At 62.7% G+C, this 25,231-nt stretch carries 21 protein-coding genes and 3 pseudogenes; 12 read left to right on the top strand and 12 right to left on the bottom strand.

Translation table 11 applies throughout. The features are described from left to right. The first annotated feature begins 50 nt into the window (after window positions 1-50). Window positions 51-1,037 carry a LysR family transcriptional regulator gene (locus ACSQ36_RS26545; RefSeq protein WP_436184264.1) on the top strand — a complete coding sequence of 329 codons (987 nt, stop codon included), beginning with the start codon at window positions 51-53 and terminating at the stop codon, window positions 1,035-1,037. 73 nt (window positions 1,038-1,110) lie between these two features. On the opposite strand, the gene ACSQ36_RS26550 is transcribed toward ACSQ36_RS26545, so the two are convergent. The 3 genes from ACSQ36_RS26550 to ACSQ36_RS26560 are packed head-to-tail and all read right to left on the bottom strand — an operon-like array spanning window position 1,111 to window position 3,856. Continuing rightward, window positions 1,111-2,583 (bottom strand): amidase, encoded by a 1,473-nt coding sequence (locus ACSQ36_RS26550; RefSeq protein WP_436184265.1) that lies wholly within the window; start codon window positions 2,581-2,583, stop codon window positions 1,111-1,113. Window positions 2,584-2,619: 36 nt separating this feature from the next. Continuing rightward, on the bottom strand, window positions 2,620-3,606 hold the full coding sequence (locus ACSQ36_RS26555; RefSeq protein ID WP_436184266.1) for an ABC transporter substrate-binding protein: 987 nt from the start codon (window positions 3,604-3,606) through the stop codon (window positions 2,620-2,622). After that, window positions 3,599-3,856, bottom strand: coding sequence for a hypothetical protein (locus ACSQ36_RS26560; protein WP_436184267.1), 258 nt, complete (start codon window positions 3,854-3,856; stop codon window positions 3,599-3,601). Before ACSQ36_RS26560 ends, ACSQ36_RS26555 begins: the two co-directional genes overlap by 8 nt. A 158-nt stretch (window positions 3,857-4,014) precedes the next feature. Here ACSQ36_RS26560 and ACSQ36_RS26565 point away from each other — a divergent pair, with 158 nt between their 5' ends. The 4 genes from ACSQ36_RS26565 (at window position 4,015) to ACSQ36_RS26580 (ending at window position 6,420) form a co-directional block, all read left to right on the top strand. Continuing rightward, window positions 4,015-4,863 carry an ABC transporter ATP-binding protein gene (locus ACSQ36_RS26565; RefSeq protein WP_436184268.1) on the top strand — a complete coding sequence of 283 codons (849 nt, stop codon included), beginning with the start codon at window positions 4,015-4,017 and terminating at the stop codon, window positions 4,861-4,863. Window positions 4,864-4,865: 2 nt separating this feature from the next. Continuing rightward, window positions 4,866-5,621: an ABC transporter permease gene (locus tag ACSQ36_RS26570; protein WP_436184269.1), complete on the top strand. Its 756-nt coding sequence runs from the start codon at window positions 4,866-4,868 to the stop codon at window positions 5,619-5,621. 236 nt (window positions 5,622-5,857) lie between these two features. After that, window positions 5,858-6,100: a type II toxin-antitoxin system CcdA family antitoxin gene (locus tag ACSQ36_RS26575; RefSeq protein ID WP_436184270.1), complete on the top strand. Its 243-nt coding sequence runs from the start codon at window positions 5,858-5,860 to the stop codon at window positions 6,098-6,100. Further along, complete coding sequence (locus tag ACSQ36_RS26580; protein ID WP_436184271.1) at window positions 6,100-6,420, top strand: CcdB family protein; 321 nt, start codon at window positions 6,100-6,102, stop codon at window positions 6,418-6,420. Before ACSQ36_RS26575 ends, ACSQ36_RS26580 begins: the two co-directional genes overlap by 1 nt. A 66-nt stretch (window positions 6,421-6,486) precedes the next feature. On the opposite strand, the gene ACSQ36_RS26585 is transcribed toward ACSQ36_RS26580, so the two are convergent. From ACSQ36_RS26585 to ACSQ36_RS26615, 7 genes are read right to left on the bottom strand one after another with little or no spacing between them, the layout of a single operon-like run. Beyond that, the gene (locus ACSQ36_RS26585) at window positions 6,487-7,983 is read right to left on the bottom strand and encodes an amidase (protein WP_436184272.1); all 1,497 of its coding nucleotides are present in this window, start codon (window positions 7,981-7,983) and stop codon (window positions 6,487-6,489) included. A 54-nt stretch (window positions 7,984-8,037) separates the two neighbouring features. Further along, window positions 8,038-9,576 carry a M81 family metallopeptidase gene (locus ACSQ36_RS26590; RefSeq protein ID WP_436184273.1) on the bottom strand — a complete coding sequence of 513 codons (1,539 nt, stop codon included), beginning with the start codon at window positions 9,574-9,576 and terminating at the stop codon, window positions 8,038-8,040. Between the two features lie 32 nt (window positions 9,577-9,608). Further along, window positions 9,609-11,303: a dipeptide ABC transporter ATP-binding protein gene (locus ACSQ36_RS26595; RefSeq protein WP_436184274.1), complete on the bottom strand. Its 1,695-nt coding sequence runs from the start codon at window positions 11,301-11,303 to the stop codon at window positions 9,609-9,611. Window positions 11,304-11,320: 17 nt separating this feature from the next. Beyond that, on the bottom strand, window positions 11,321-12,208 hold the full coding sequence (locus tag ACSQ36_RS26600; protein ID WP_436184275.1) for an ABC transporter permease: 888 nt from the start codon (window positions 12,206-12,208) through the stop codon (window positions 11,321-11,323). A gap of 7 nt (window positions 12,209-12,215) precedes the next feature. After that, window positions 12,216-13,157: an ABC transporter permease gene (locus tag ACSQ36_RS26605; protein WP_436184276.1), complete on the bottom strand. Its 942-nt coding sequence runs from the start codon at window positions 13,155-13,157 to the stop codon at window positions 12,216-12,218. A gap of 3 nt (window positions 13,158-13,160) precedes the next feature. Further along, window positions 13,161-14,753, bottom strand: coding sequence for an ABC transporter substrate-binding protein (locus ACSQ36_RS26610; RefSeq protein WP_436184277.1), 1,593 nt, complete (start codon window positions 14,751-14,753; stop codon window positions 13,161-13,163). Between the two features lie 44 nt (window positions 14,754-14,797). Continuing rightward, entirely contained in the window at window positions 14,798-16,123 is a 1,326-nt protein-coding gene (locus ACSQ36_RS26615) for a D-serine ammonia-lyase (RefSeq protein ID WP_436184278.1), read from the bottom strand. 101 nt (window positions 16,124-16,224) lie between these two features. On the opposite strand from ACSQ36_RS26615, the gene ACSQ36_RS26620 reads away from it, so the two are divergent. Beyond that, a complete protein-coding gene (locus ACSQ36_RS26620) occupies window positions 16,225-17,193 on the top strand; it encodes a LysR family transcriptional regulator (RefSeq protein WP_436184279.1) in 969 nt (322 codons plus the stop codon). A 9-nt stretch (window positions 17,194-17,202) separates the two neighbouring features. After that, window positions 17,203-17,399: pseudogene (locus ACSQ36_RS26625) on the top strand (transposase); the annotation flags it as partial. An 83-nt stretch (window positions 17,400-17,482) separates the two neighbouring features. On the opposite strand, the pseudogene ACSQ36_RS26630 reads toward ACSQ36_RS26625, so the two are convergent. Both ACSQ36_RS26630 and ACSQ36_RS26635 read right to left on the bottom strand, forming a co-directional pair. Then, a pseudogene (locus ACSQ36_RS26630) lies at window positions 17,483-17,926 on the bottom strand (IS6 family transposase); the annotation flags it as partial. Window positions 17,927-18,480: 554 nt separating this feature from the next. Continuing rightward, window positions 18,481-19,248 (bottom strand): annotated as a pseudogene (locus tag ACSQ36_RS26635) (PAS domain S-box protein); the annotation flags it as partial. A gap of 382 nt (window positions 19,249-19,630) precedes the next feature. On the opposite strand from ACSQ36_RS26635, the gene ACSQ36_RS26640 reads away from it, so the two are divergent. From ACSQ36_RS26640 to ACSQ36_RS26660, 5 genes are all read left to right on the top strand, one after another. After that, window positions 19,631-20,521, top strand: a complete 891-nt coding sequence (locus tag ACSQ36_RS26640; RefSeq protein WP_436184955.1) for a nitrilase family protein — start codon at window positions 19,631-19,633, stop codon at window positions 20,519-20,521. Window positions 20,522-20,583: 62 nt separating this feature from the next. Next, entirely contained in the window at window positions 20,584-21,753 is a 1,170-nt protein-coding gene (locus tag ACSQ36_RS26645) for a substrate-binding protein (RefSeq protein ID WP_213766887.1), read from the top strand. 75 nt (window positions 21,754-21,828) lie between these two features. Next, window positions 21,829-22,662 carry a branched-chain amino acid ABC transporter permease gene (locus tag ACSQ36_RS26650; RefSeq protein WP_213766888.1) on the top strand — a complete coding sequence of 278 codons (834 nt, stop codon included), beginning with the start codon at window positions 21,829-21,831 and terminating at the stop codon, window positions 22,660-22,662. Next, entirely contained in the window at window positions 22,655-24,514 is a 1,860-nt protein-coding gene (locus tag ACSQ36_RS26655) for an ABC transporter permease subunit (RefSeq protein WP_436184280.1), read from the top strand. Before ACSQ36_RS26650 ends, ACSQ36_RS26655 begins: the two co-directional genes overlap by 8 nt. After that, window positions 24,511-25,218 carry a branched-chain amino acid ABC transporter ATP-binding protein gene (locus ACSQ36_RS26660; RefSeq protein ID WP_436184281.1) on the top strand — a complete coding sequence of 236 codons (708 nt, stop codon included), beginning with the start codon at window positions 24,511-24,513 and terminating at the stop codon, window positions 25,216-25,218. The genes ACSQ36_RS26655 and ACSQ36_RS26660 overlap by 4 nt, the downstream gene beginning before the upstream one ends. Window positions 25,219-25,231 lie beyond the last annotated feature (13 nt).

Here is a 25,231-nt window from a genome sequence, read left to right on the forward strand (position 1 = left end):
TGAAAACCGTTCGCCCAGTGCAAGACATAACGGAAAGTTGGAGCAAGACCATGAGCATGCTTCTCTCGTTCGCCAGTTCGTTCTCCTCGCTCCCCTCGAGTTCAGCGCCGCCGCCTGACGACGCGCTGGAAATTCCCCGCATCACGCTCAGGCAACTCACTTACTTCGCTGCCGCGGCACGACATGGCAGCGCCCTGCGCGCAGCGGAAGAACTGAACATCTCGCCGCCGGCAATATCGGGCGCTATTGCCAGTCTGGAAAGCGTCTTGCAGGAACAGTTGTTTATCAGGCGGCACGCCCGCGGGCTGGTCCTGACGCCGGCCGGTCAACATCTCTTCTTCGAGGCGCGCGACGTCATCAGCCGGGTGAGTGATATTGAGTCGGCGCGTCACAGGCATCCCGACAAACGACGGCGCCAGCTTTCGCTAGGGTGTCTGGGGGACATCGCTGCCGACCTCCTGCCGCCGCTGATCCGTCAGTTCCAGTCAGCAAATCCGGGGGTCGAGATCCGCTGGCAGAGCGACAGTCATCCGCTCTTGATGTCGAAGATGGAAGAAGGTTCTCTCGATCTGATTTTCGTACTCGATTTCGAGGTTGCGCCGACTTACCAATGCACGATCCTGCAACCCTCGCCAGTATGCTGCGTCCTGCCCGCCAACCATCCGCTTGCCAACTCGCTTACATCACTCAAACAGCTCGATCAGGAACCGTTCATCATGCTGGACATCCCAAAGACGAGAGACTATTTCCTCTCCATCTTCGGCGATCTGGGTATTCAACCCAATGTCAGCCAGCGCGCGTCGTCGGCGGAGATGGTGCGCAGTCTCGTGGGAAATGGTTTCGGCTACTCGCTTCTCAACTTCAACGCATCGAAACGCAAGGACATCGTCTTCAGGCCGTTCGATAATTACACGAGTGCGTCGAACCTCGTTGCGATTCGCCCTTATCGCCGGCATCCTTTGCCGCTCATCGAGAACTTCATCTCGACGACGCAGACATACATGAATGATCATTGGGGCAATGGCACCGCTCACTGATCGGCAAGCGTCCCGGAACTGCCTGCGTCCATGCAGGACCGTCGCAGCCGTGGCGAAGTCACGTGACGGCCTTTTATCGAGCAGATGGCGCAGCAGGCAGATCGAGACCCGGCGGCACGCAGCGGCGGGTCCACATCATGGCTTTATCGTAGAGACGCGCGAGTGCGAGACAGGACAGTTCGTCATTCATACGCCCGATCAGTTGCATTCCCATAGGCAGCCCGGCACGGTTGAAACCCACTGGAACGCTGATGACGGGGCAGCCCGACATCGTTCCGGGAATAACCGTCTCCATCCATCGATGATAAGTGTCCATCGTTCGGCCGCCAATTCTCGTGGGCCAGATCTGCCCGGCATCGAACGCAAAAACCTGTGCCGAGGGCAACGCGACGGCATCGTAAGACGCGTGCCAGGTATTCATGGTCCGAAACCACGCGGTGCGAAATGTGATGGCGCTCGCCACGCGCTCCGCGCTATAGCCCAACCCGCGCTCCACTTCCCAGATAGCGTCGGGCTTCATCAACGCCCGGGTGGCGGGATCGCGATAGTACGGTCCCAACTGGACGCTCATGATCCAGGCGCGCAGCGTCAGCCAGTTCTCCCAGATTTCCTCAGCAGGGAAATCCAGCTTCAGTGGCTCGACCGTGACACCCAGTTGTTCGAATACATCCAGCCCGGCTTCGCATAGGGAGATCACTTCGTCCTCGCAGGCCAGATGCCCGCCGAGGTCGCCCAGCCAGCCTATGCGGCGGTTCCGCAATTGAACCGGCATGCCGTGCGCGAAGTCGGAAAAAATGGTGGCGGACTCGTTGATCGACAGCGGCGCGCGCGGATCGGGGCCGGCCTGAACCGATAGCAACATCGCCAGATCCTCGACCGTGCGCGCCATCGGGCCGACAACTCCCAGCGTGGCGCTGAACAGGTCGGGCCCGGCTTCAGGTATGCGCCCAAACGAAGGGCGCAGGCCGAACACATTGTTGAAGGCAGCCGGATTGCGCAGCGATCCTGCATGGTCGCTGCCGTCGGCAACCGGCAACATGCGCGTGGCGAGCGCGGCAGCCGCGCCGCCGCTGCTCCCGCCCGCGCACTTGCTGCTGTCGTACGGGTTACGCGTCGTCCCGAACACAGGATTGAACGCATGCGATCCCAGGCCGAATTCGGAGGTATTGGTCTTGCCGATAAAGACCGCGCCCGCCGCCCGCATGCGCTCGACCTGGATCGAGTCAGCCTCTGCAATGCGATTGCGGAAGATCGGCGAACCCGAGGTCCATGTCATTCCTTTGACCGGATCCAGGTCCTTCACCGCGGCCGGAAAACCGTGCATCCATCCGCGAGGGCCGGCGTTCGCAAGCTCGCGGTCCCGCTCGCGAGCCTCGTGCAGCAGAACGTCACGCGGTCTCAAGGAAACGATCGCGTTGATTTCCGGATTGACCCGGTCGATGCGATCGAGATACGACTCCATCACCTCCACGCACGACACGGTCCGGCTACGAATCGCTTCGGCGAGTTCGCAAGCGGTCGTGAGAACAATCGAATTCGATGACATTGGCGCGTTCCGGTTCGACATCGCGTTTATCCGCATTCAAGGCACGAAAGACCGGTCGATAACCGACTGAGGATCGATGCGGTCAGCCGCAAAACCCTGCGACTGCGATACCCACTTCCATGCATCGCCGACGAGCGCCGGATCGAATCGCCCGAGCCCCGTGCGCGCGGAAATTTCATTGATCACGAGGGGCTTCATCGCCTTGATCTCCTCGACGCTGATTGCAACGTTGGTATCCGGGACCATCTCGTGCAGGTCCTCCGCAGCCTTCTCCGGATGATCGACGACGAACTGCATGGCACGCAGGTAAGCGCGCGCAAATTTCTTCACGGTGTCCGGGTGATCCCGGATGATGCGGCCAGAGGCCAGCACCGACCAGTTGTAGCCCTGCAGCCCGACGTTGAACCAGGGCAAGACCGTCAGCCGGGTGGTGGTGCCCGTCAGCAATGTGGAGAAATTGGGTTCTTCGGTGGTCCATGCAATGACGGCATCGACCTTGCCCGCCAATAGCATCGGTCCGAGCGCGTTGTCATCGACCTTGAGCAGACGAACCGAATTCGGGTCAAGCCCATTCATCTTCGCGATCACCGGCCATAGTGCGTTCGATCCCGAAAACGCCGCCGTTGCAACCGTCTTGCCTGCGAGATCCTTAATGGCCGAGATCCCGCTCCCCGATTTCGTGATGATCGCATCCGGCGACTTGGAGTAGACCGCCACGATCGCCTTTGCCGGAATCGGGGTAGTCGCCTGAGCGCTCATCAGCGAGGCCATGCTCGCCCCGCCAAAATCATCCGTGCCGCTTGCAACCCGCGTGACGGCGTCCGCTCCGCCGCGACCGATATCGATTGAAACATCGAGACCCTCTGCTGCGAAGAACCCTTCCTTGATACCGACATGGGTAAAGCTGATATAGCCGGACGGAAACCAGTCCAGGACGAATCGCACTTTCTCGGCCGCTCCAGCAGGGAACGAAGCAAGAGCCAGGAGACAGATTGCGAATAAGCCGGTGAAACGTTTATTCATTGAAACCCCGCATTGTGTTGTTGATCGGCAGCACGGCAAAGCCGGGGCTGGCGGCCGGGCTCTCCGGCTTCGGAGCAAAGACTATTCTCTTCAATATTGCCGTGCGTTTTTTTGACAAGCCATTAGTTCGATTTTTCTGATTTAGGTAACATGGCCCGGGACCCGCTCGTTCGTGCATGACGGCCGATATGTTCCAGCCATTCACCGGAGCAAACGGCGGCGCGAAGCAGCGCTCGACAGCGTCGCTCATCATTGCCCTCCATGCTCAGATAACTTGACTCAAACCCCCGTAAAACTTCATTTCGCGCTGCATGGTGGATCGTTAAGATGCGGAGGCCAACGGGGTATCACCCACACTTATCCACGCTATTCATAGCGCCTCCGGCTCGTATCGCTCGTTGAGACTCCATGAAAAACGAACTTCCTGATTGTCAGAATCTCGCTCCGGAAGCAGTGCACTTGCTTGCGGCCCGTGAAATCGCGCGGCCCGCCATCTCCCTGAACGCCGTGACGCAAACGTTCGTGTCGACCGACGGCACCACCGTGACCGCTCTTGATCGCGTCGACCTTTCGATCCAGCGACACGAGTTCGTATCCATCATCGGTCCCTCGGGATGCGGCAAGTCCACGCTTTTGCGCCTGCTTGCCGGACTGCTGCCGCCGACCTCAGGCGAGGTCGAGATATTCGGGCTCAAGGTGGCGGAACCTCGTGACGATATCGGATTCGTGTTCCAGAGGCCAACCCTCTTGCCCTGGTTGAACGTGCTGGAAAACGTGACCTTTCCGATCCGGCACAAGGGCGGGCGAGTCACACCGCAGGTCCAGGAACAGGGCATGGCGCTGCTGAGCTCCACGGGCCTGGCCGACTTTGCGCGCAAGATGCCTCATGAATTGTCGGGCGGCATGCAGCAGCGCGTTTCCATCGTCCGCGCGCTGTTGCAGGACCCGGACATTCTCTTGATGGACGAGCCGTTTTCCGCACTCGATGCACTGACCCGCGATGAGATGTCGCTCGAGCTCCTGCGGGTGTTGAGGACGCGGCCGAAGACGGTGGTGTTCGTTACGCATTCGATTGCCGAAGCTGTGCTGCTATCCAACCGGATCGTGGTCATGGCGGCCAGGCCGGGACGGGTGCGAAACCTGATCGACGTTCCGCTCTCGCTGCCTCGCACGCTGGACACAATGGCTGATCCGTTGTTCGGGAAAATCGCCAACGATATCCGGGAACAATTGTTTTCCCGCCCCAGGGAAACTTGACTATGAAACCGTTTATCTATCGCTATTCGCCTGTCATCCTGCTGCTCGCCATCCTGGTGGCATGGCAGGCAGCTTGCAAGCTGTTGCATCTTCCGGTGTACGTATTGCCCGACCCGGCCCAGATCGCAGCGGCGGCCATGGACATTGCGCCGATGCGATGGCTCGACAACATATGGGCCACGTTACAAGTCGTTTTTCTGGGATTTGGAATCTCGCTGCTCGTGAGCATTCCGCTCGCTATCGCCGTGGCAAATTCACCGTTGCTTTCCCGGACGATCGTGCCGCTGCTGGTTGTCGTGCAATCGACGCCTGTCGTCGCCATTGCGCCGATCGTCGTGGTCACGCTCGGTGCAGGCACGCTCCCCCGTGTCCTGATCACCTGCCTGATCACCTTCTTTCCGCTGGTGGTATCGACAATCACAGGGCTTCGCGCTACGCCGGCCGATCTTGTGGAGTTGTCGCGGTCACTAAGAGCGCCGCAGCTTCGGCAGATCATGCAGATTCGCATACCGTATGCCGTTCCGTACATCATGAGCGCCGCGAAAGTCTCGATCACGCTGGCGGTGATAGGGTCGGTCGTTGCCGAGTTCGTGGCGTCGAATGAGGGGCTGGGCTACATGATTCAGTACGCCACTTCGCAATTCAAGCTCGCAGAAGCATTTGCTGCGCTGTTCGTGCTGCTTTGTATTTCGCTCGCGCTCTATCGGGTCGTGGTCATCGTCGAACGGGTCTTTTTCAACTGGTCGTTGCCTCGATAGGGCAAGCCAGCGCCGTTACCGGCATCTTCACCGGGCGGCCGAGCCGGGCAAACGCCTGGCTAAAGCCGATTCCTCCCATTGAGCAACTACTTGCCGTGACATGACTTGGCGGTCTCACAAGCGAAGTGCGACTACCCGGCTTTGTACCGGTTCGCTCAGAGGAAAGCGTTCTTGTCGGCGATTATGGCGAATGAATGTGGACTATAATGCACATGTTTATCAACATGGAGATGCGCATGGGAAAGGCATTCGAAGTCCGGGCGCGCAAGTCCACGAACGTCACATTGCCGCCTGAAGTCCTGGATCGGGCCAAGGAGCTCGGGATCAATCTTTCGCGAGCGAGCGAGCGCGGTGTGCGCGAAGAAATTCAGGAGGCTGAGGCTCGCCGTTGGGCCGACGACAATGCGGAGCTGGTCGCGGCATACACTGCAATGGTTGACCGCGACGGGCTGCCGCTCGCGAAGTACAGGATGTTTTAATGGCGCGTTTTGATCTCTACGGTAACCCCGACGATGAAACGCGGCGCCTTGCACCGTACCTGCTCGACGTACAGAGTACGCATGTCGGAATCTTGCCGGCGCGCATCGTGATTCCTCTGCGGCCTGCCGCGGATCTCGGGTTCTCAGGCAAACCGTCCGACTTGCTGCCAGTCTTCGAGATCAATGGCGAGAAACACTTCCTCGACACGCCTGCCATGAGTGCTGTTCCGGTGAACGCGCTCGGCAAGCGCATTGGCTCGCTTGCCGAGCGCCGCGATGCCATCCTGGCAGCGCTCGACCGGATCTTCGGCGCCTATTGATCGAAGGCGGGGTGGCGTCGGCCGGTCTCACAGGCTAAAACTGACCAAGGGCCAGCCTTAGACCCGTCAAGCTGTCCGTGTGCCATCCAAAGGCGGATGCGTCACGATCGACTTCAGCGCCGCCACGGCCTGGGACAATGTCGCAAGATCCGGGCGCGGGCGCCGCATGGAGGGGTCGGTGGCGAATGCCGCTTCGAACGACTGGGCGATGTCGAGCAGACGCCGGTCGCCACGAAACGCGCCCACCAGTTGCAGGCCGAAGGGCATACCCGCATGGTCGAGCCCGCAAGGCAGCGACAGTGCGGGATTGGTGGCCAGCGTGATCACATAGGTGAGCCCGAGCCACCGGTAGTAGTTCGCGAGCGGCCGCCCGTTCATCTCGGCCAGATAGAGCTGCTCCCACGGAAACGGCGAGATGGGAGAAGTCGGGGACACGATCAAATCGTAGCGCGCGAACTGCGCCTGGAAACGCCGGAACAAGCGCGTTTGTTCAGCGTGCGCCCAGGCGACGTCGGCAAGCGACATCGCTTGTCCCATCTCATAGTTGCTGCGCGTGTTCGGACCGAGCGAGGCCGGGTCGCGCTGGTACGCTTCCTGGAAACTCGCGACGAAGTTCTGTGCGCGAATCACGTCGAAGCAGCGGTCGGCTTCGCCCAGGTCGACGTCGAGCGGCTCGCACACCGTCACGAACTTCGACAGCGCCGCGATCTTCGCGCGGAACGTGGCCCGCAGCGCGTCGTCGACGTCGCAGATGCCGAAGTCTTCGGTGTAGGCCACCCGCAGCGTGCCGAGATCGATCTCGCGCGGCTGCAGGAAGGTATCCGGCGCGATGTCGTAGCTGAGCGGATCGCCCGCTTCGATCCCCGCGCTCGCGGCCAGTTGCAGGCGGGTATCGGCGACATCGCGGCCCATCGGCCCGACCACCGAGATCGGCGTCCAGCCGAGGGGCTTGCGCCCGCTCGGCACGAGTCCCGGCGACGGCCGCAAACCCACCACGCCGCAGAGCGCGGCCGGAATGCGCAGCGAGCCGCCCGTGTCGGAACCGGTGCAGAGCGGCAGCATGTCGGTGGCGAGCGCCACGGCCGAGCCGCCGGACGAACCGCCCGCATTGAGCATCGGATTGAACGGATTGCCGGTCGCGCCCCAGACCGGATTGCGTGTGTTCGCGCCCGCGCCCCACTCCGGCACGTTGGTCTTGCCCGTGAGAATGGCGCCCGCCGCGCGCAGACGCGCGACGAAGCCGTTGTCCGCCTCCGGCACGTTGGCGCGAAACGACGGCGATCCGTACGTGGTGAGCAGGCCCGCGGTTTCCTCCAGGTCCTTCACGCCGAGCGGCAAGCCGTGCAGCAGACCGAGCGGCTCGCCGCGCATGACGGCATCCGTGGCGCGGCAAGCCTCCTCGCGGGCGCGCTCGAAACACGTCGCGGTCACCGCGTTTACCGCGGGATTGATCGCCTCGATCTGCGCGATGCAGGCGTCGAGCAGTTCGAGCGGCGAGACCTGCCTGTTGCCAATCAGACGTCGCGCGCTCAGCGCCGACAGAGAAACCAGGGAGTTGTCCATGTCTTGTGGGTCAAGCGCGGTGGGGGAAGCGAAACGTTAGCGAGATCTGCCGTTTCAGCGCAGCGGCGCAGCGGCGGGTGGCACGGGTGCAACGAACGGTACGCCGCGCGCGCCAAGCCGCATGCCGGCCGGCAGCTTCGTCCACGGCAGTTGTTCGAGCCGCATCGGCATGGGGCCGGGCGCCGCGCCGACGATGATCGTCTGCGCGATCGGCGCGAAGTCCGCGCGAAAATGCACTGCGCTCTTCACGACCAGAATAGCCTCTTCCGTAGGCTCGATGCCGACGAGCCGAAACAGCGACTGATCGGCCATCTGCACCTTGTACGACGCGACCACGATGCGCACGCCGCCCACCCGCAGGCAGGCGGCCGGACCGACGTCGAGGTTGAAGCCGGCGTAGTACGGGCCGGTCGCACGGATCTTGCCGTCCGAGAGTGCCTCGATCACGAAGTCGCCCTCGTAGGGCGCGTCGCCGGCCACGCCGGAGCGGCCGCCGAGCGCGAGCCGGATGGTGTCGCCCACGCGATGCGCGTGGATGGCGGCCGCAGCCTCTGGATCGACGATCAGGCCGATCGAGGCACGCGTCGCGCCCTGCGCGATCAGCGCGCGCAGCATGCCGGTGGTGTCGGAATTGGCGCCGGCGCCGGGATTGTCCTGGCCGTCGGCGATGATCACGGGCTTCGTCGCCGCGCGGCTCAGTTCCATTGCATGGCGCACGGCATCGTCAGGCGCGAAGAGCGTGCCCGCGAACTCGGCTTCGGCGTCGTTCGCGGCTTGCGCGAGGCGCGCGGCGGCGGCATCGGCAATCGCCGGATCGTCCGCATACGCCCAGATCACCGGCGAGCATTCGGCGAAGTCGGCGGCGGGAAAGCCGGTGGCGAACGACAGGTCCGCGCCGCTTTCCGTCTCGATCGTATCGAGCAGCGCATAGAGCCGCGCGGCCGGCTGGATGTCGGTGCACTGCCAGCAGATCGGCACGAGAAACGGCAGGCGCCGCACCGCGAACGCGGCACGCGCGCCGCGCTGCCAGCGCTTTTCCAGCAGCGCGAACGCGCGCGCGCCGGTGCGGGCCATGTCGACGTGCGGATAGGTCCGGTAGGCTGTGAGCGCGTCCGCGCTCGCCAGCATCTGCGCCGTCACGTTGGCGTGCAGGTCGAGGCTGCCGACCACCGGCACGTCTTTGCCCACCAGCGAGCGCACGCGGCGCAGCAGTTCGCCTTCGCCGTCGTCGAGATGCGTGGTCACCATGGCGCCGTGCAGGTCGAGATAAACGGCATCGACCGGCAGCGCGGCCTCGATGCCTGCGAGGATCTCCCCCGCGATCTGTTCGTAGGCGGCTTCGGCCACATGCGCCGACGGACTCGCCGCGCACCATACGGTTGGAATCAGCACGCAGCCGGCGCGGCGGGCAGCGTCGACAAAGCCGGCGGCCGGAATGTTGGCGCCGCCGATCACCTCGAATACCGCGTCGCCTCGCGTGAGGCCGGGCCAGCCGCCGCCGCGCTCGAAGGCGAGCAGGTCGGCCCGCGTGGGGGCGAAGGTATTGGTTTCGTGCTGAAAACCGCAGAAGACGATGCGCTTCGTGCTGACCATGACTATGAATTCTCTCTCGGGTGGATGGATGCTCAGGCCGCCGGCCGGAAGTTCCGGAAGTCCCAGTGACGGCCGGGCGCCGCATGAATCAGCGCGCGGGTGTAAGCCTCCCGCGGCTGCGTGAGGACCGCGTGCGCCGGGCCAGCCTCGACAATGCGCCCATGCTGCATCACGACAATGGTGTCGCAGATCTGCGCGGCCACGCGCAGATCGTGGGTAATGAAGAGCACGCCGATGCCCACGCGCCGGCGCACTTCGTCGAGCAGTGCGAGCACTTGCGCCTGCACGGAGACGTCGAGCGCCGAGACCGCTTCGTCGGCCACCAGCACGTCGGGTTCCATCACCAGCGCGCGGGCAATGCAGATGCGTTGCCGCTGGCCGCCGGAGAACTGATGCGGGAAGCGGTCGATAGCGTCGACGGGCAGCCCCACCAGATCGAGCGCGCGCTCGGCCTTCAGGCGCGCCTCGGCGCGGGATGCGCCATAGTTGAGCAGCCCTTCCACGATCGACTCGCCCACGCGCAAACGCGGATTGAGGCTGCGATACGGGTCCTGGAACACGATCTGGATACGTTTCCTGAGCGGACGCAGCCGGCTGCGCGAGGCGGTGGCGATATCGTCGCCATGAAGCAGCACGGCGCCGGTGGTGGGATCGATCAGCCGCACCGCACAGCGCGCGACGGTCGACTTGCCCGAGCCCGATTCGCCGACGATCCCGACCACCTCCCCGCGCCGCACGGTCAGCGAGATGTCGGTCGCGGCGGCCACGGGCTGCACGCGGGAAAAGCGCGACGCGCTGCCGTAGGTCTTGCCGAGCGCGCGGATCTCGAGCACCGCTTCGCCCGCGGGCGCCACGCGCTGCAGCGGCACGAGGCTCGGCACCGACGACACCAGCAAGCGTGTATACGCCTCGCGCGGCCGGGCGAGCACCTCGTCGCGCGCACCCGACTCCACCACGCGGCCCTGGTTCATCACGACGATGCGATCGGCGATCTCCGCCACCACGCCGAAGTCGTGCGTGATGAAGATGACCGCCGTGCGATGCCGCTGCTGCAGCTCGCGGATCAGCGCGAGGATCTGCTTTTGCGTGGTGACATCGAGCGCGGTGGTGGGTTCGTCGGCGATCAGCACGCGCGGCTGCAGGATCAGCGCCATCGCGATCACGATGCGCTGGCGCTGCCCGCCCGACAACTGGTGCGGAAAGGACCGGTAGATGCGCGGCACATCGGGCAGGTGCACGGACTCGAGCATCGCCAGCACCCTTGCGCGCCGTTCGGCACGCGCGAGCCTCGTATGCAGGCGCAGCACTTCCTCCACCTGCTGGCCCACGCGCTGCACGGGGTTGAGCGCGGTCATCGGCTCCTGGAACACCATCGCCATGCGCGAGGCGCGCAGGATCCGCAGGCGCTCGTCGCTCGCGGCCAGCACGTCCTCGCCGTCGATCAGGATGCGCCCTTCGCTTGCCTGCAGCGCCTCGCGGGGCAACAGGCCCATCGTCGCGAGCGAGGTGACCGACTTGCCCGACCCGGATTCCCCGACGATGCACACCGTCTCGCCTGCCCGCACGGAAAAGCTCAGTTGCTCAACCACGGCCCGGCCCGGCACGCCGTCGGCGTCGCGCACCCGCACGGTCAGTCCCTGCAGTTCCACGACTGGCGCGTTCGCATCGACGGGCGGCTCGCCGGCAGGGGGGATCGTGGAGATCGTCGGTATCGTGGGGATCGGCATGGCGCGAAGGGTCCGGTTCAAAGGCGGCGCGCGAGGCGCGGATCGAGCGCATCGCGCAACGCGTCGGCAAGCACGTTGACGGTCAGCACCGTGATGGAAAGCAGCGCACCGGGATACAGCACGAGGCCGGGGATCAGTTGGAAATAGGTGCGGCCGTCGGCCATGATGTTGCCCCATGACGGGATGTCGGGCGGCACGCCGGCGCCGAGAAAGCTCAGGATCGCTTCCGTGATGATCGCCGAGGCGAAGATGTACGTGCCCTGCACGATCATCGGCGCGATAGTGTTCGGCACGAGATGGCGCAGCATCAGCCGCAAGGTGGGCGTGCCGAGCGAGATCGCGGCTTCCACGTAGGCCTCGTGGCGCACGCCGAGGATCACGCCGCGCACGAGCCGCACCACGCGCGGTATCTCGGGAATCGTGATGGCGACGAGCACCGTCGTCAGGCTGGAACCCGAGAGCGACACCAGTGCGATGGCGAGCAGGATGCCGGGAATCGCCATCAGGCCGTCCATCACGCGCATCACGATTGCATCGAACCAGCGGAAATAGCCCGCGGGCACGCCGATCAGCAATCCCGCGGCGAGGCTGAACAGGGTGACGCCGAGCCCCACCACGAGCGACACCCGCGCGCCGTACACCACACGGGAATAGACGTCGCGGCCGAAGGCGTCGGTGCCGAGCCAGTGCGCGGCGCTGAGGCCTTGCAGGCGCGAGCCGGGATCGAGCTGGGTGGGATCGGTGGTGCCGAGCAGCGGCGCGCACAGCGCCATGACCACGATCAGCGCGACCAGCACCAGCGCGAGCAACACTGGCCAGCCGCGCAGAGCGCGCCGCAGGCGCGAGACCGGGCGCACGTCGGCGGGAGGAACAGGCAAATCGGGAAGGTCGATCACGGTGGACATGTCAGCCTCAGTAACGAATGCGCGGATCGAACACGGTATAGAGCGCGTCGACCACCAGATTGACGATCACATAAAAGAATGAGAACAACAGGATCAGCGCCTGGATCACCGGATAGTCGCGCGCGAGCACGGCCTCCACCACCAGCCGCCCCAGGCCCGGCAGGTTGAAGACGGATTCCGTCACCACCACGCCGCTGATCAGCATTGCCACGCCCACGCCGACGATCGTCACGATAGGCACCGCGGCATTGCCGAGCGCGTGCCCGAGCAGCACGCCGCGTTCGGTCAGGCCCTTGGCGCGCGCGGTACGGATGAAGTCCTCGCCCAGCACCTCGATGATGCTGGTGCGCGTCATGCGCGCTATCAGCGCCACGTAGACGGTGGACAGGCCGACAGTCGGCAGCGTCAGCCCCATGAGAAACGGTCCGAGGCCGGCGGCGAGCGGCTGGTAGCCCTGTACCGGAAACCAGTGCAGCTTGAGCGAAAACAGCAGGATCAGCGCGTAGCCGGTGACGAACACGGGCACCGAGAAGCCAAGCACGGACGCCGCCATCACCGCACGATCGAGCAGGCGGCCGCGGCGCCACGCAGCGAGAATGCCGAGCGGGATCGCGATCAGCACCGAGAGCGTGATGGTGGTGGCGCACAGCGCCAGCGACGGCCCGATGCGATCGGCCACCATCGCCGCAACCGGCTGCCCCGAGATCAGCGAAGTGCCGAGATCGCCGTGCAGCAACTGCCCGATCCAGCGGAAGAACTGCTGGTAGATCGGCTCGGTCAGGCCCATCGCCTGGCGGATCTGCTCGATCTGCTCGGGCGTGGCGGAGTCACCGGCGAGGATCGCAGCGGGGTCGCCGGGGGTCAGGCGCAAGAGCGCGAACACGATCAGCGCGACCATCCCCATGACCGGCACGGTCGCGGCCAGACGGCGCAGGAGGAAGGCCGTCATCGCTCAGGTTCCTTTCTTCAGGTTCCAGAAGAGCGGCACGGGGCTCTTCACGATACCGCTCAGCTTCTTGCTGTACGCGCTCGGCATATAGTACTCACCGAGCGGCACGAGCACGCCTTCGTCGATCACGAGTTTCTGGATCTGGTCGGTGATCTGCTTGCGCCTGGCCTGGTCGGTGGTCTTGATGAAGTCGCCGCGCAGGGTCTCGATGGCGGGCACGTCGGGCCAGCCAAACCATGCGCGCTTGCCGTTCGCGGCCACGCCGAAGGCGGTAAGCGGATCACGCACTTCGACACCGTCGTTGTTGGTCGAGAAGATGCTCCAGCCGCCCTTGTCGATCGGCGCCTGCGACGCGCGGCGCGACACCACCGTCTGCCAGTCCATCGCCTCCATCTTCACGTTGAAGCCGGCATTCTTGAGCGCCTGTCCGATCACGACGGGCTGCGGCGACAAGTTAGCCACGTCCGTGGTCTGCAGGATCACGACCGGCGTGCCGTCGTAATGCGCCTGCTTGAGCAGCGCGCGCGCCTGGGCCAGGTTGCCGGTCGCCGCGATGTCCGCGCCCGCGTTGCTGGCGTAGAGTCCGTTGCAGCCGAAGATCGCCACGCAGCGCGTGTAGTACTTCGGATTGCCGACCAGTGCCTTCAATACGTCTTCCTGCTTCACCGCGATCATCGCGGCCTGCCGGATCAGCTTGTTGTCGAACGGCGGGTTCAGGAAGTTGAAGCGCATCACCGTCTGGGTATTCTCCGGCGAGAGGTTCTCCACTTTTACCGCGTTGTTGCCTTCGAGCATCGGCACCATCTCGAAGGGCACGGTCTGCATGTAGTCGATCTCGCCGCTCGTCAGCGCGTTCACGCCGGTCATCGAATCGGGCATGGCGATCCACTTCACGCGGTCCACGTACACCTTCTTGCCACCCGCGAGACCGCTCGGCGGTTCATTGCGCGGCACGTAGTCCTTGTTTTTCTCGAACACCGCCTGCAGGCCCGGCTTGTATTCCGCGGCCACGAACTTGAACGGCCCCGAGCCGATAAATTCCTTGAGCGGCGTGGTGGACGGGGTCGCCGCAATGCGCGCCGGCATCATGAACGCAGGCGAACCGCTCGGCTTGCTCAGCGCCTGCAGCGCGAGATCGGTCGGCTCCTTGAACGACATGGAGAAGGTGTTGTCGTCGATCGCCTTCATCTCGGTCATGAGCGGGATCATCAGTTGCCCGAGCTTGTCCTGCTCGGCCCAGCGCTTGATCGAGGCAACGCAGTCGGCCGCCGTCACCTTGGTGCCGTCGTGCCATTTCAGGCCGGGCCGCAGCGTGAAGGTGTAGGTCTTGCCGTCGGGCGACACGGTCCACTTCTCGGCCATCTGCGGCTTGACCTGGCCGTTCGCGTCGAGCGCCAGGACTGTGTCGAAGATCATGTAGCCGAAATCGCGCGTGGCGTGCGCCGTGGTCATCACCGGGTCGAGCACCCGCAAGCTCGATTGCATGACAGCCGTCACGGTCTGGGCGGAAACACCCGGCGCGGCGCCAAGCAGTGCCGCGGCGCAGGCGGCGGCCAGGAGGAGTGTGCGGACGGTCGGACGAGTGGGCTGAGTCATGTCGATGGTCGGATGGTCGAAGTGGGTGATTGGGATGACGCGGGTCAGCGCGTGTGATCGTCGACTGCGGCGGCCTGCTTGCCGCGCTCGAGGAAGCCGGCGTATTCGTCCTCAGGAACCAGCAGGCCGCCCGTGGTCCAGACGAGGTGGCGGGCGTCGTCCATTACGTCGGCAAGGCGGTGGTGGGCGAGATATGCCCTGCCCTCGGCTTCGGCGAACAGCATGCGAGGGCCGCTGAAACCCGCCGCCGCCGACGGCTCGAGCCGTAGCCCGGCGTCGCGGCGGGCGCGGTAGAGGTCGGCGAAGAAGGTGTCGTCGGTGCCGGTCATCATGCCGGACAGGAGCGGTCGCATCACCGAGACCGCCAGCTCGGAGGCGCGCGGCACGGCAAGCCCGTCGGCATCGGTGTGATTGTCCATGCCGGCGTCGTATATGGTGATGCCGGCGCGGCCGGGATTCGCCATGCGCGTGAGGAAACAGGCCGACGCCTGCGGTTCGACGAAGAAGCAATGCACCGCGTCGCCATACATGGCCTTGAGCCCATAGGCGATACCCGCGGGCGCGCCGCCTACGCCGCAAGGCAGGTAGACGAAAAGCGGATGCCGGGCGTCGATTGCGCAGTCGGCCGCCTCGAATTGCGCATGCAGGCGAAAGGCCGCGACGCTGTAGCCGTAGAAGAGCGAACCTGACTGCTCGTCGTCGACGAAGTAGACGCGCTCGTCGTTCAACGCCTGGTGGCGGCCTGCCTGCACCGCTTCACCGTAGTCGCCGTCGTGCTCCACCACGCGCACGCCGTTCGCCCTCAGGCGCGCCTTCTTCCACGCTTTCGCATCGGCCGACATGTGCACCGTCGCGCGAAAGCCCAGCGCGGCCGCGATCAGCCCGATCGACAATCCCAGATTGCCGGTGGACCCGACCGCCACTTCATACCCCGCAAAGAGAGCGCGCGCTTCATCCGATGCAAGCACGATCCGGTCGTCATCGGCGCCTTTGAGCAGGCCGTGCCGCAAGGACAGCGCTTCGGCGAACTCGAGCACTTCGTGAAAACCGCCGCGCGCCTTGATCGAACCCGCTACCGGCAGCGCATGATCGGCCTTGACCCAATAGCTGCCGCGCCCGCCCTGGGCATGCAGCGCGGCGCCGAGCACGGGCGCCTCGAGCAGTGGCGACTCGATGATCCCCTCGCTCGGCCCGAGTTCCGGGAAGAGGCGCGCAAGCAGCGGCGCGCAGGCGGCAAGGCGGCGTTCCGCCATTTTTGCCTGTGCGATACTCGCCCAGCCGGTACCGGCCGAAGGCTCGCCGTAAGCAGGGTTGAGCCACAATTGCGGCGCGTGTGGTGAAGCGAGGGACAAAGCAGGCGCGAAAGACATGACCGATTGAGGCGTGACCGACGTGTTGGAATGCCCGCATTGTTTCCTGCCGAAATTCGCGCAACAAACGCTTGTTAATAACTCGCCCATAAGTTTCAGTAATGAGCAGACCGCTTTCCTCCTCCCTTCTTTCGTGGCTGCGCTGCTTTGACGCCGCCGCCCTTCACTGCAGTTTCACGCTCGCCGCGTCCGAGCTGCACATCACGCAGAGCGCGGTCAGCCAGCAGGTGAAGCATCTCGAGGACTGGCTCGGCCGGCCGCTCTTTCACCGCACGCCGCGCATGCTGACGCTGACCCGCGAGGGTGTGCGGCTGCATGCGGTGGTGAGCGAGACGCTGCAGACGCTCGAGACCACGCTCGAGCAATTGCGCCGCCGGCCGAGCCAGGAAGAGATCACGCTGAACTGCTCACCGTCGTTCGCGATGCGGTGGCTAACGCCGCGCATCGGCGAATTCTTGCGCGACCATCCGGAGCTGAGCCTGCGTATCTACGGGGAATTCCACGCGCTGGACCGCGCGCAGATGACCCAGCGCCAGATCGAGGCGGGCATCCGCTTCGACCGCGGCGGCTATACCGACGTCCGCGCGACCGAATTCCTCGAAGAGTGGCTGATGCCGGTGGCGAGTCCCGCTTTTCTCGCGGATCACCCCGGTATACGCGCGCCAGCCGACCTGCCGCATGCGCTTCTGCTGCACGATATGTCGCCGTGGGAAGGCGCGTCGGACAATGAAGAATGGGATCACTGGCTGACCGGCGCAGGCGTCACGCCACCGGAGAAGCACGAGGGTCAGCGCTTCAATCTCTCGCAACTTGCGATCGGCGCCGCGGTCAGCGGTCAGGGCATCGCCATGGGACGCCTGTCGCTGGTGCTTGACGACCTGATCTCGGGACGCCTGATCGACGTCTTCAATCTGCACGTGCGCTCGGCTGCCGCGTATCGTTTCGTCACCCAGCCCGCGGCGCGCGATGAAACGATGCTGATCGAGGCCTGGCTCAGGCGCGAAAGCGGCGTGTTTCGCGCCGAATGCCAGGAATGGGTGCGGGCGCAACGCTGCACGCAGATCGGGTGAACGCATGGTTTATCAGCGACGGCAGCGACAATTGAAGATGCGAGGACGTTCAAGTCGGGACGCGAGTTCGCTGCATTTCCCGGACTCGTTCCAAGGCAAAACGTTACGGGCGGAAAGGTTCGATTGGGCTCTATCTCAAAGCAAGGAGCCCGCACCTGCGCGCGCTGTTGATGCATGGTGCGCGCTCCGCCATGTGTCACGCCAAGGTACCTGTTTGCGTGGCAGAAAGGAATTCAAGAGCCAGGCTTGCCATTCACTGCCTGACGCAGGCGCAGCGCACTACGTCGACATCGAGGGTTATCGTCTCGGGTACACCGTTCTGAGCGATCGACTTTTCAAAGAAGCGCCGCGCTGCCACCTTGTCGCGCTTGGCTCTGAACAGGAAATCAATGGTTTTGCCCGCCTTGTCCACCGCCCGATAGAGGTACTTCCACCGGCCTTTGACTTTGATATACGTTTCGTCCGTCCGCCAGCTCTTGCCTGCCGGCTGCTTGTACTTACGGGACATCTTCTCGAACAGCGGCACCAACTCGATCACCCAGCGATGCACAGTGGAATGATCAACCTCAATACCGCGCTCGGCCATCATTTCTTCGAGGTTACGCAAACTCAGTGAGTAGGCGACGTACCACCGCACGCACTGCACCATCACATCGAGCGGATAGTGAAGGCGCTTTAGCACTCGGGCGATGCCCGCAACAAGCGTTTTTCGCGGGGTTTTGGTCTTCTTCATTGGCCGGCCAAAGCATATTGTCAGACTCGAATACTACCCCTCCCGCTTTAACACGACAGAAGCCTGTCAGCTGCGTCGGCGATGATGTGGAACGCACTGCGCACGGCGGGCGAGCGCTATGGACGCGGCGGATACGGATCACTACTTGCGTGATGCGCGACGGGTGGCGTGCCCACCCGTCGCATCTTTCTGTCACGGCAAGGAACTTCAGGACAGGTTGCGAGGAATAATAATTAGGAAACCTACAAAACTGGCACTATGTCAAATCTATCTGATAACCTAACTAACCACCGTCTAGTCGATATGTTGCACCAACCGTCGAACGCGGCACCGGACTTTGACGATGCACATGCGCTGGGGAAGCCGCCATTGATGGCATGAAGATGGTCCCGGATGTTTGACTCGCACATCTGTGCGCGATTAACGCCTGGCAGAGCGCGAGGCGCCTCGAATCGCCCAAAGGGCGTCATTGAGTTCGTCTATCGCGTAGGGCTTGCGCAGCGTCTTGGACGGAAATTCAAACAACAGATCGTCGGGCAATTCATCTCCCGACGCACATAACGATCGTCCAGCATCGCGTTGGCCAGTTCAATGGTGAGACGTCCACCCGCGGGCATTGCGTCGCGCGCATTGATCGCCAGGTTCAGCACCACATTCTCGAGCTGGTGGGTATCGACCAGCGTATTCCACAGGCCGGCAGCAACGACTGTCTCCACGTTGATCGTCTCGCCCAGCGCACGAGCCAGCATGCTGTCGATCCCGCGAACCATCGCTGCCAGGTTCACCACGACAGGGCGTAACGCCTGTCGCCGACCGAACGCCAGCAGTTGTGAGGCGAGCTTCGCGCCGCGCTCGACAGCATCGATTGCGTGGGCGAGTCGCACGCCACTCCAGGCATCCCGGCGATGCCGGTTCTCCAGTAATTCGAGATTTCCCCTCAGCACCTGCAGTACGTTGTTGAAGTCGTGGGCAACACCGCCCGTCAGCTTGCCAATTGCTTCCATTTTCTGCGCCTGGAACAGCGCCGCCCGCGTTTGTTCCAGCAGCTCATTGGCCTCACGCCGCTCGGTGATGTCCTGCGTGATCTTTGCAAAGCCGACGAGCGCTCCGTCGTGTTCGCGGATTGCGTCAATGATCACGTGGGCCCAGAAGGTCGTCCCGTCGCGACGTACTCGCCAGCCTTCTGCCTCGAAGCGGCCATCGCGCGTGGCTGTCTCCAGACCACGCTGCGGTACCCCGGCAGCGGCGTCTTCTGGCGTATAGAATCTCGAGAAATGCGAACCGACAATCTCCTCCTCGCTATATCCCTTGATGCGCCGTGCAATTGGCCGAATTGGTCCGATGCCAAAGCTATCGCGGTCGATTCGTTGCCGCCCCGCGACCCTTAGCAATGGACGCCATCCACTAGCGTCGAACAATCAGAAGGCCATGGTGTCGATCCGCTCCCGACGTCGTTGAGCATCGGTTGAGAAAGTGCGCCGACGCCGAAAATGGCAAAGACGGAGTTATTAAGGAAGGTCTGAACAACTCATTTTTGCGCTTGACATCCTGAATTTGGCTTCATAAATTCGCTTCCATTGAACCGCCATATTTTCTGGTGGCTCCACGGCAACGATGCCGTGCTACATATGGAAGGCTATGCAGCCCCCGAACTTGCGTCCAACGCTGGTTCGGGGGCTTTTTGCATTTGGAGAAGAAATGGAGATGTTGCAGCACAACCCTACAGAACGTGGCCTCGAAAGCCCGGTCGTCGCATGCATTCAGATGGAGCCGCATGTCGGAGCGAAGCGCGAGAACGTGGCGCGGTCGGTCCATTACATTGAAGAAGCCGCGAAAAGCGGCGCATCCCTGGTGGTCTTGCCTGAGCTGACCAACACCGGCTATGTCTTTGCCAGCCGTGAGGAAGCGTTCGCGCTGGCAGAGGATCTCCCGGGTGGCGAAACAGCACAGGCCTGGGCAGACGCGGCGAAGCGCCTGGGCGTTCATGTCGTTGCTGGCATAGCCGAGCGCGACGGCAAGCGGCTTTATAACTCGGCCATTTTCATCAGTCCGTCAGGGCTCGTCGGCGTCTACCGCAAGCTCCATCTCTGGGATCGCGAGCACCTTTTCTTCGAGCCCGGCAACCGGGGCGTCCCAGTTTTCGATACATCTTTTGGACGAGTCTCAATCGCGATCTGCTACGACGGATGGTTTCCCGAGGTGTATCGACTGGCCGCCACGCAAGGCGCGGACGTCGTCTGCGTACCGACGAACTGGGTGCCCATGCCAGGGCAGCCTGCCGATCGGCCCGCGATGGCCGCAACCCTCACGATGGCCGCCGCGCATAGCAACGGCCTGATGATCGTCTGTGCAAACCGGATGGGGACCGAGCGCGGTCAACCATTCATCGGCCAGAGCCTGATCGTGAGTGGCGATGGATGGCCTCTGGCCGGACCGGCCAGTTGCGACCAGGAAGAAATCCTGTACGCCGCGATTGATCTGCAACGCATCCGCTCCGCGCGCACGCTCAACACATTCAACCACGTGCTGCGCGATCGGCGCACTGACGTGTACGACCCGATGCTGGGCACCGGCTGGCCTTCCTCACGCGCGTGAGATATCCGCCTGCGTTCGCATGATCCACAAAACCTAATCCGACTACTCGTGAAGGGGAAACCATGAAGCCGTTCAAACAACAAATCCTCGTTGGTGCCATCGCGGCACTAGCCGCCATCAACGCCTGCACCAACGCGTTCGCCGCCGATCCCATCAAGATCGGCGTTGCAGTCGGCCTGTCCGGCGCCAACAGCGTGGTGGCCCCAGCCGTGGTGCAGTCCTCACAACTCGCGGTCGACGAGATTAACGCCACCGGAGGTATCCTCGGCCGCAAGGTCCAGCTCGAAATCGCCGACGATGCGTCCGGCGCCGTTGGTGCGCAAAAGGCCTACGACACGCTGGTCTTTCAGAAGAACGTGGATGCCATAATTTCGATGGAGACGAGCGCTGCCCGCAACGCCGCGCTTCCGATCATCGCGCGAGGCAAAAAGCCATTCATCTATACGTCGTTCTATGAAGGTCATTCGTGCAGCCCATGGATGTATGTGAACGGGTGGGTGCCGGACCAACAGGTCGCCCCCGTGGTCGACTATTTCATGAAGAGCAAGGGCGCGAAGAACTTCTATCTGGTCGGTAACGACTATGCATTCGGCCGTGGCATGCTCAACTTCACTGCGAAATACATCGCTATGCACGGCGGCAATGTGGTCGGTGAGGAATACTTACCGGTTGATGGTACCGACTGGACGCCGATTCTATCCAAGATCCGCTCGGCGCATCCCGATGCGCTGATCAGTGCGACGGCAGGCGGTGCACCCAACGTGGCGCTCGCCAAGCAGTTGAGGGGATCGGGGCTGACGCTGCCTTACGGCAATCTGGCGATCGACGAAGGTACCGCGAAAAGTATGGGAGACGTTGCCACCGGCATCTACATGTCCGGCTCCTATCTGACGAGTATCGACACGCCCGGGAACAAGAAATTTATCGCCGCCATGGATAAGGCGTTTGGCAAGGATATAAAGACACCGAACGAACTGTCTGAGCCGCAATACGAGGCCTTCTTCCTGTACAAGGCAGCGGTCGAGAAAGCCGGTTCTACGGATCCAGCAAAGGTAATCAAAGCGCTGGGGCAGGTATCGTTCGACGGACCGCGCGGACCGGTGTCGATGAACAAGAGCCGCCATACGCCCCTCGCAATGCGTCTGGGCCAGATTCAACCCGACGGTACGGTGAAGATCCTTCAGACGTTCTCCGACGTCGATCCGGAAGAGCAATGCCCTGGCATCAAATAAACGCGGTTTGGGACAAAGCATCCGCCCGAACGCCCGGCCTCGCCGGTGCGCAGGCGGATGTGACTGGAGACGACAATGGTTCTAGCACTAGATATTTTGACCACCGCGGCGGTGCTGTTCATCGTGACCGCCGGGTTAATGCTGATTTTCGGCGTGATGAAAATCGTCAATTTCGCCCACGGCGCGTTGCTGACGATGGGCGCGTACGCCAGCTTTGTGGTCACCCAACTGAAGCTGAACCCGTGGGTCGGCTTGCCGCTGGCGCTTGTGGTCGGCGCCGCCGTCGGCATGCTCGTCGAGCAGGTGATCGTGCGTCCCCTATACAAGCGCCCGCTCGACGCGATCCTCGCCACCTGGGGCTTGGGAATCGTCATCGGACAGCTCATTGTCATGGCCTTCGGCCGCGAGGTCCAGTTCGTGGAAACGCCACTGAAAGGCGTCTTCTCCATCGCAGGCACCGACTATTCCGCCTATCGCTTGTTGTTGATCCCAATCGCGCTCGGTCTCTGCGCCCTCATGACCGCGCTTCTCACCGGAACGCGCTTTGGCGTCAAGACCCGTGCGGTGATCATGAATGAGGACTTGGCCCGGGGGCTCGGCATTCATTCAGGCCGCATTCGATTTATTACGTTCAGTATCGGCGCTGCTCTGGGTTCCCTGGCCGGCACGCTCATTACGCCGTTGTCGAGCGTCGATCCCGACATGGGGCTGACCTGGCTGGTGAGTGCCTTCATGCTGGTCATGGTTTCGGGTTATTCGATGGTGAGCCTGCTGGTCACTTGCCTCTTATTCGGTGCTTGCCAGGTTCTGGTCAGCACGTTCGTCAGCCCGGTACTGGGTGGACTGACCATCGCGGTGCTGGCTGCGCTCACGCTGCGCATTCGTCCAAAAGGGTTCTCTCATGGCTAAAGTCAACGCACCGCCGAATCGTGCCGGAGTCGATTCCTCGCAGGGCGAGGAGCGAGTGCACAATCGGCGAAAGATGCATGGGCGCGGATTGCTCATGGTCGGGGGCTTCGCTGCCCTGCTTCTGGCCGCAGGTCCGTTAGTATTCAGCACGTATTTGTTGAACATCCTCATTCAGGCATTCTTCTTTTCGATCGTTGCCGTGACAGTGGATGTCCTTTGGGGATACACGGGGTATCTGACGTTCGGGCAATCGGCCTTCTTTGGTCTTGGGGCCTACGCGGCGGGTCTGGTCTTCACACACGGCGGTTTCTCGGCCGGTTACGTGGTGCTGGCGCTGGGTGCGGCCATCGTGGTGACCGCAGCCGTCGCTGCACTGCTCGGTTGGCTATCCTTCTATCGAGGCGCCTCACCGTTTTTCGCGACCGTGATGTCGCTCGTGCTGCCGATCGTGCTCAGCCAATTGCTGCTGTCCGGTGGTGAATGGACCGGTTCGAGTTCGGGGTTGACCGGCTACGAGACGTTCGATCTGTCTCTTCAGGCCTGGTACTGGATCGCTGGGGCCGCCTTGCTGGTCATCGCAACGCTGGCCTGGCTATTCGTGCGCAGCGATGGCGGCCGCGTGCTGGCGGCCATTCGCGACAATGAATCACGCTGCTCGTACCTTGGTATCAATACGTCGCTTGTCAAGATCATCCTGCTGGTTGCGACCGCGATAATCGCCGGCCTCGCCGGCTTCGGCTACGGCGCGTTTAGCGGCGTGGTCGCTCCTGAACTGACCGGATTTGTTCTCGGTACCCAACTGATCATCTGGGTCGCTCTCGGTGGTCGGGGAACGTTGTGGGGACCGGTTGTCGGTGCACTCCTGATCAACGTTGGGACAGCCTATCTCAGCAGTAGCATGCCATTTGCGTGGCAACTGATCCTCGGAACCGCATTTGTGACGGTGATCGTACTGTTGCCGCAAGGTCTGGTGCCGTTGCTTCTGAAACCATTCCTCCGTCTCACCGGCAACGGTCTTGTACCTGCACTCGTCGAGCGGACCATCCGGGCGGAGCACAAACATGCACCATCAGAATCTGCGCTGGAGATGAACGGCGTCGCCAAACATTTTGGCAGCCTCAAGGTGCTGCAAGGGATCGACCTGAATGCCACCGCCGGCGAGCTGGTTGGCCTGATCGGTCCGAACGGCGCCGGCAAGACGACATTGATGCGCTGCATGAGCGACGGCGCGGAACGTTCTGCGGGTACGGTCGTGCTGTGTGGTCACGATATCCGGCAACTGCCGCCTGACAGGTGTGTGCACTTCGGGTTGGGCCGCAAGTTCCAGAACGCGAACATCTTTGACACCCTTACCGTGTCGGAATGCCTGAGAATCGCGGGCACGATCATCGAACGACCCTCGCTGTTTCAGCGAGCGCATACGCTTGCCTTGCCTCCGTATGCGCTCGAGGTGGTTCGCACCACGGGTCTCGATCAAAAGCTGAACGTGGTGGCAAAGGATCTCTCGCACGGGGAACAGCAGGCGCTGGAGCTGGCGATGGTGCTTTCGTTAGAGCCACGGATCGTGTTGCTCGACGAGCCGACCGCAGGATTGACCAAAACGGAGCGCACGCAAATTGGCAACGTGCTCGCCAGATTGGCACACCAGTATCGGCTATGTTGTCTGCTGGTCGAACACGATCTCGATTTCGTTGCCGAGATTGCCACCCGCATCGTGGTTCTGCATCAGGGCCGTATTGTCATGCAGGGCAACTTCGATGAAGTGGTCAACTCGGAGCTGGTGAAGACGATCTATGCCGGAACCGCGCAGAGTACTGTAACCGACGGAACCACATCTAGGGAGGCGTCATGAGCCAGATTGCATTGAACCTGCAGGACGTGACCAGCGGATACAAGGCGTCGGTTGTGCTTCGCAAGCTGTCGATGACCGTCGCTAACGGCGAGGCCGTCGCCCTGCTGGGCAAGAACGGCATGGGCAAGACCACCTTGCTCAAGACGATCATGGGTTATCTGCCGAAGAAAACCGGCTCTATCAGCGTGCATGGGCAGGACGTTACCCGCATGGCGCCGCATCGGATCGCCCGGGCTGGAATCGCCTATGCTCCCCAGGAACATGCGTTGTTTCAGGACCTCACTATCCGCGACAATCTTCGCCTGGGGCTTGCAAAGACATCGATATTTGACGAGCGTTTTGCCGAGATCGAGCCGATTTTCCCGGTATTCAAGAGCCGCTTGAAACAGTACGCCGGTACGCTCTCCGGTGGCGAACAGAAGATGCTGCTGGTCGCCCGTGCCCTCATGATGCGCCCAGCGATTATTCTGCTTGATGAAATCACGGAAGGCTTGCAGCCGTCCGTGATTGACAGGTTAGCCGAAGCGTTGCTGTGGGAGCGCAGGTGTCACGGCACCACGCTTCTGCTAATCGAGCAGAACGTTCCTTTCGCGCTGAAGGTCGCTGACCGCTATGCTGTGCTGAAGCAGGGCGAAATAATCGATCACGGTAACGCGAAGGACAAAGAAGCTGCAGGCTCGATCTTCGAACACCTGCGTGTCTGACACTCCCCAATTA

The sequence above is a fragment of the Caballeronia sp. LjRoot34 genome (assembly GCF_964253815.1).
Taxonomy (GTDB): domain Bacteria; phylum Pseudomonadota; class Gammaproteobacteria; order Burkholderiales; family Burkholderiaceae; genus Caballeronia.

Bases quoted from the DNA above. Each gene is read 5' to 3' on its own strand.
- ACSQ36_RS26575 (WP_436184270.1), top strand. From the start codon at position 5,858: ATGGGAAAGGCATTCGAAGTCCGGGCGCGCAAGTCCACGAACGTCACA.
- ACSQ36_RS26620 (WP_436184279.1), top strand. From the start codon at position 16,225: ATGAGCAGACCGCTTTCCTCCTCCCTTCTTTCGTGGCTGCGCTGCTTT.
- ACSQ36_RS26585 (WP_436184272.1), bottom strand. From the start codon at position 7,983: ATGGACAACTCCCTGGTTTCTCTGTCGGCGCTGAGCGCGCGACGTCTG.
- ACSQ36_RS26595 (WP_436184274.1), bottom strand. From the start codon at position 11,303: ATGCCGATCCCCACGATACCGACGATCTCCACGATCCCCCCTGCCGGC.
- ACSQ36_RS26570 (WP_436184269.1), top strand. From the start codon at position 4,866: ATGAAACCGTTTATCTATCGCTATTCGCCTGTCATCCTGCTGCTCGCC.
- ACSQ36_RS26580 (WP_436184271.1), top strand. From the start codon at position 6,100: ATGGCGCGTTTTGATCTCTACGGTAACCCCGACGATGAAACGCGGCGC.
- ACSQ36_RS26565 (WP_436184268.1), top strand. From the start codon at position 4,015: ATGAAAAACGAACTTCCTGATTGTCAGAATCTCGCTCCGGAAGCAGTG.
- ACSQ36_RS26660 (WP_436184281.1), top strand. From the start codon at position 24,511: ATGAGCCAGATTGCATTGAACCTGCAGGACGTGACCAGCGGATACAAG.
- ACSQ36_RS26645 (WP_213766887.1), top strand. From the start codon at position 20,584: ATGAAGCCGTTCAAACAACAAATCCTCGTTGGTGCCATCGCGGCACTA.
- ACSQ36_RS26555 (WP_436184266.1), bottom strand. From the start codon at position 3,606: ATGAATAAACGTTTCACCGGCTTATTCGCAATCTGTCTCCTGGCTCTT.
- ACSQ36_RS26655 (WP_436184280.1), top strand. From the start codon at position 22,655: ATGGCTAAAGTCAACGCACCGCCGAATCGTGCCGGAGTCGATTCCTCG.
- ACSQ36_RS26560 (WP_436184267.1), bottom strand. From the start codon at position 3,856: ATGAGCGACGCTGTCGAGCGCTGCTTCGCGCCGCCGTTTGCTCCGGTG.
- ACSQ36_RS26545 (WP_436184264.1), top strand. From the start codon at position 51: ATGAGCATGCTTCTCTCGTTCGCCAGTTCGTTCTCCTCGCTCCCCTCG.
- ACSQ36_RS26550 (WP_436184265.1), bottom strand. From the start codon at position 2,583: ATGTCATCGAATTCGATTGTTCTCACGACCGCTTGCGAACTCGCCGAA.
- ACSQ36_RS26640 (WP_436184955.1), top strand. From the start codon at position 19,631: ATGTTGCAGCACAACCCTACAGAACGTGGCCTCGAAAGCCCGGTCGTC.
- ACSQ36_RS26650 (WP_213766888.1), top strand. From the start codon at position 21,829: ATGGTTCTAGCACTAGATATTTTGACCACCGCGGCGGTGCTGTTCATC.
- ACSQ36_RS26610 (WP_436184277.1), bottom strand. From the start codon at position 14,753: ATGACTCAGCCCACTCGTCCGACCGTCCGCACACTCCTCCTGGCCGCC.
- ACSQ36_RS26600 (WP_436184275.1), bottom strand. From the start codon at position 12,208: ATGTCCACCGTGATCGACCTTCCCGATTTGCCTGTTCCTCCCGCCGAC.
- ACSQ36_RS26615 (WP_436184278.1), bottom strand. From the start codon at position 16,123: ATGTCTTTCGCGCCTGCTTTGTCCCTCGCTTCACCACACGCGCCGCAA.
- ACSQ36_RS26605 (WP_436184276.1), bottom strand. From the start codon at position 13,157: ATGACGGCCTTCCTCCTGCGCCGTCTGGCCGCGACCGTGCCGGTCATG.
- ACSQ36_RS26590 (WP_436184273.1), bottom strand. From the start codon at position 9,576: ATGGTCAGCACGAAGCGCATCGTCTTCTGCGGTTTTCAGCACGAAACC.